The 535-nt window shown below is 71.2% G+C and carries 1 pseudogene; it reads left to right on the top strand.

What is annotated here, in order from left to right:
* Positions 1 to 90: pseudogene (locus tag RCF13_RS26240) on the top strand (phasin family protein); the annotation flags it as partial.
* Between the last annotated feature and the right edge of the window lie 445 nt (positions 91 to 535).

Here is a 535-nt window from a genome sequence, read left to right as displayed (position 1 = left end):
GTGGTCGGTCTCGGCCTGCAGGCCAGCAAGGCCTGGTCCGAACTGGTGCAGGGTTACAACGAATCAACGGCGGACGCGAACAGTCACTGACGCGACGCAACGCTCATTGCATGGGTCCCTCCCCCCATGCTATCCGGACCCGGCAGATCCCTCCCTCTGCGGGGTCTTTTTTTGCCTGGCTTCTGGATTGAATAGCGCTTCCTCGCTTGGACTCTCTGCGAACTGATGGGCCCCGCCGGGGCGGGGGGGGGGGCGGGGGCAAATGCCCCCCCCCCCCCCCCCGGGGGGCCCCCCCCACCCGGAGAGTTACCCAGCCCCCCCCCCCCCCCCCCCCGGGGGGCGGGGGCGGGGCAAAGTGCCCCCGGGCCCCGCCGGGGGCCCGACCCCCCCTCCTTAAGTGCGCCCCGCCCCCGGCCCGCCCCGACGAGGTTCGGCTTGCGGCGGCCAAGGCACCGAGCAGGCTGGCTTCAATAAAGCGCCGAACTACGGACTACCCCACGGCTGAACGCCAGACACCGGATTCAAGCTGGTGGTG

The organism is Stenotrophomonas maltophilia group sp. RNC7 (assembly GCF_030910085.1).
GTDB classification, from domain to species: Bacteria; Pseudomonadota; Gammaproteobacteria; order Xanthomonadales; family Xanthomonadaceae; genus Stenotrophomonas; species Stenotrophomonas sepilia.
Note: the sequence above shows the minus strand (reverse complement) of the source record. Positions and strands in the feature narration are given on the sequence as shown.